The sequence below is a fragment of the Amycolatopsis thailandensis genome (genome assembly GCF_042723255.1).
GTDB lineage: Bacteria > Actinomycetota > Actinomycetes > Mycobacteriales > Pseudonocardiaceae > Amycolatopsis > Amycolatopsis thailandensis.
In genome coordinates this window covers 5,738-8,868 of the sequence record NZ_JBHXJK010000225.1, presented here as the reverse complement: position 1 = coordinate 8,868, position 3,131 = coordinate 5,738, and the positions used below count along the sequence as shown (strand labels likewise).

Annotated in this window: 3 protein-coding genes; 1 reads left to right on the top strand and 2 read right to left on the bottom strand. The window is 70.7% G+C overall.

From position 1 onward, the window contains the following. Nucleotides 1-67 precede the first annotated feature (67 nt). Nucleotides 68-724, bottom strand: coding sequence for an O-methyltransferase (locus tag ACFWMR_RS41420; protein ID WP_378280162.1), 657 nt, complete (start codon nt 722-724; stop codon nt 68-70). 76 nt (nt 725-800) lie between these two features. Beyond that, nucleotides 801-1,619, bottom strand: a complete 819-nt coding sequence (locus ACFWMR_RS41415) for an ABC transporter ATP-binding protein (RefSeq protein ID WP_093938169.1) — start codon at nt 1,617-1,619, stop codon at nt 801-803. 103 nt (nt 1,620-1,722) lie between these two features. On the opposite strand from ACFWMR_RS41415, the gene ACFWMR_RS41410 reads away from it, so the two are divergent. Next, nucleotides 1,723-3,051, top strand: a complete 1,329-nt coding sequence (locus ACFWMR_RS41410; RefSeq protein ID WP_378382352.1) for an aminotransferase-like domain-containing protein — start codon at nt 1,723-1,725, stop codon at nt 3,049-3,051. The last annotated feature ends 80 nt before the right edge of the window (nt 3,052-3,131 follow it).

Below are 3,131 nucleotides of genomic sequence, written 5' to 3'. Positions count from 1 at the left end.
ACCCAGGGGCCCTCAAGGAGGCCTTCACGGACTTGGTGATCAAGGGCCCAAAGGGGGGCGCCTCTCGCTAGGAGGTCACCAGGACGACGGTCAGCCCGTCGTGCCCCTTCATGCCGACGGTCTGCAACGCGGTCGCGTCGACCCGCGGTTCGGCGGCGATCAGTTCGTGCATCCGCCGCAATCCCACGATCTCGTCGGAGGTGTTCGACGTGTCGGCCACCGCGCCGGAGCGGACCACGTTGTCGATCACGATCACCCCGCCCGGTCTGGTCAGCCCCAGCGCCGCCTCGAAGTAGGCCGGGTTGTTGACCCTGTCCGCGTCGATGAACGTCAGGTCGATCGGGCCTTCCACATCGGGCAGCAGGTCCAGCGCCTCGCCGAGCCGGATGTCGACGAGGTCGCCGACACCGGCGGCGTCGAGGTTCTTCCGCGCGACGTCCGCGAACTTCGGGTAGTACTCGAGCGTCACGAGACGCCCTTCCGGCGGAAGGGCGCGGGCGAGCCAGATGGTGCTGTAGCCGCCGAGCGTGCCGATCTCCAGGATCGAGCGGGCGCCGATCATCCTGGCCAGCAGATGGAGCAGCTTGCCCTGGTTCGGCGCGACGGCGATGGCGGGCATGCCCGCCTCGTCCGAGGCCTCGATGGCCGCTTCGAGAGTGGGATCGGACGGGACGAGCGCGTCGAAGATGTATTCGTCTACTTTGGTCCACGTTTCCTGAGACATGGGCACCTCCCCAGGACAACCTAGCGGCGCGAAGCGGACACGAGAGCGTCCATCAGGGTGTCCGTCCGGCCCAACCTCAGGCGGCGCGGCGTCCGGCCTTCGGGATGACCAGCGGGGTCCCGGTTTCGGGGCACGGCATGACCCGGCACGGCAGCTCGAAGATCTTTTCGACGTTCTCGGCGGTCACGACCTCTTCGGGCGTCCCCGTCGCCAGCACCTCTCCACCCCGCATCGCGATCATGTGGGTGGCGTAGCGCGCGGCGTGGTTGAGGTCGTGCAGCACCGCGACCAGCGTCCGGCCCTGCTGCTGGTGCAGTTCCGCGCACAGGTCCAAAATGTCCATCTGATGTGCGATGTCCAGGTAGGTCGTCGGCTCGTCGAGCAGCAGGAGGTCGGTCTCCTGCGCGAGGGCCATCGCCATCCACACGCGCTGCCGCTGCCCGCCGGACAGTTCGTCGACCAGTCGCTCGGCGAGGTCGTCGACGCCGGTGGCGCGCATGGACTCCGTGACCACGGTGGCGTCTTCGCGGGACCACTGCCGCAGCAGGCGCTGGTGCGGATACCGGCCGCGCGCGACGAGATCGGCGACGGTGATGCCGTCGGGCGCGATCGAGCTCTGCGGCAGCAGGCCGAGCCGGCGGGCGACTTCCTTGGCGGGGAAGGAACTGATCGTCTGCCCGTCGAGGAACACCGAGCCCTGGCGGGGTTTGAGCATCCGCGCGAGGGCGCGCAGCAGGGTCGTCTTGCCACAGGCGTTCGGGCCGACGATGACGGTGAACGACCGGTCGGGGATGACCACCCCGAGGTCTTCGGCCACGGTCCGGCCGTCGTAGGCCAGCGTCAGGGCGTCCGCGTGCAGTCGTGACGTCGTTCGCTGCTCGGTGAGGGTCTCCACGCAGGTTAGGCTAACCTAGGAGCCCGCCGTTGTGGTGTTCCGTAGGTCGCAGTCGGCTCACATCGCACGTCGATGGCATCATCGGTGCGATCGAAGGGGCGGCATGGAGGACTACCGGATAGTCGCGGACGAGATCTCCGCCGACGTCGAGGCGGGCAGGCTCCGTCCTGGCGACAGGCTGCCCCCGCAGCGGCGGTTCGCCCGCGACCGCGGGATCGCCAACTCGACCGCCGCCAGGGTCTACGGCGAACTCGTCCGGCGAGGTGTCGTGGTCGGCGAGGTCGGCCGGGGCACGTTCATCCGCGCCGGGAAGCCTCCGCTGGAGACGGCGCTGGCCGAGCCGGGCGGCGCGACCGTCGACCTCGAACTCAACTTCGCCGTCCTCCCGGAGCAATCGGCGCTGGTCGGGAAGGCACTGGAACCGCTCCTGCGGGACGACGTCCTGACAGCGGCGTTGCGGCCGGGCAGCGTCACCGGTTCGAAGCAGGCGCGCGACGCCGTCGCGGGGCTGCTCGCGAAGGACGGCTGGACACCGGAAATCCTCTTCGCCGGAAGCGGCCGCGAAGCCATCGCCGCCGCTATCGCCGCCTTCGTGCCGATGGGGGAGCGGCTCGCCGTCGAGGCCATCACCTACCCCGTGGTCAAGGCGCTCGCCGGGCGGCTCGGCGTGCAGCTGGTGCCCATCGAAACCGACGACCTGGGCCTCATGCCCGAAGCCCTCGGAGCCGCGCACGCCGCCGCGCCCGTCCGCGCGCTGTACGTCCAGCCGACCCTGCACAATCCGCTCGGGTCCACAATGGACGAAGGTCGGCGCGCCGGACTCGCGGAAACCGTGCGCCGGATGGACATCCCGGTGATCGAGGACGGGATCTACACCTTCCTCCGGCCCGAGGTCCGCCCGTTCGCGGCGTACGCGCCGGAACGCACGGTGTTCACCGACAGCCTGTCCAAACGGCTCGCCCCGGGACTGACCACCGGATTCCTCGCGGTCCCGGCGGAATGGACGGAGCGGCTGGCCGCGGCGGTGCGCTCGGGCGGCTGGGTGGCGCCCCGGTTCGCCGTCGAGGCAGCCACCCGCTGGATCACCGGCGGCACGCTGGAAACCGTCGAACGGGCGAAACGGCTCGACGCGGCCGAACGCCAGCGGATGACGGCCGCGCGGCTGGCCGGGTTCACGCTGCGCGCGGACCCGCGGGCGTATCACTGCTGGTGGGAACTCCCGGAGCACTGGCGCGCCGAGACCTTCGTCGCCGCGGCCGCGCGACGCGGGATCGCGGTCACCCCGGCGGCCGCGTTCGCCATCGTCCCCGGGCACGCCCCGAACGCGGTGCGGCTCGCCGTTTCGTCACCGCCCCTCGAGACGCTCGGCGCCGCTTTGGACGTCCTGGCCGGGCTCGCTTCCGGCCGCCCCGAGGACGCCGGCGTCGACTGACCTCCTCGCGGTTCGTCCGAAGGTAGGGGTATTTGGGCAAGCGTCCCCCCGCATACAGAGGCCGGTTAGGGTCCGGGGCC

Excerpts from the sequence above, each read along its gene's own strand:
- ACFWMR_RS41410 (WP_378382352.1), top strand. The coding sequence starts at position 1,723 with ATGGAGGACTACCGGATAGTCGCGGACGAGATCTCCGCCGACGTCGAG.
- ACFWMR_RS41420 (WP_378280162.1), bottom strand. The coding sequence starts at position 724 with ATGTCTCAGGAAACGTGGACCAAAGTAGACGAATACATCTTCGACGCG.